General features: G+C 49.4%; 1 protein-coding gene. It reads left to right on the top strand.

Features of this window, described 5'->3' with window-relative positions:
- Positions 1–13: 13 nt before the first annotated feature.
- A partial coding sequence (locus LKE08_RS00195) for an HNH endonuclease signature motif containing protein (RefSeq protein ID WP_324702178.1) occupies positions 14–330 on the top strand: 317 nt, incomplete at its 3' end.

Raw genomic sequence — 330 nt, 5'->3', positions numbered from 1 at the left:
GAAGGATAAGTGGATATTCCAAACTAAGGATGGTCTACGACTCCAAAAACACGCCTGGACTCCCATTGTCTACCACAAGCTGGTCAGACCAGACGCATCAACATATGACGGAAACTGGGTCTACTGGGCAACAAGGAGAGGGAAATCAGCAGAAATCCCAAACCAAGAAGCCCGACTGCTGAAAGACCAGAAAGGCAAATGCAAATGGTGCGGACAGCATTTCACTATAGAAGACCAAGTGGAGACCGACCACATCATCCCTAGAAGCCTAGGCGGAAAGGATGATTACAAGAACCTCCAACTGCTGCACCGCCACTGTCACGATGCCAA

The sequence above is a fragment of the Lyngbya sp. CCY1209 genome (genome assembly GCF_035615495.1).
Lineage (GTDB): Bacteria > Cyanobacteriota > Cyanobacteriia > Cyanobacteriales > Microcoleaceae > Limnospira.
This window is presented reverse-complemented; position numbering and strand designations above follow the sequence as displayed.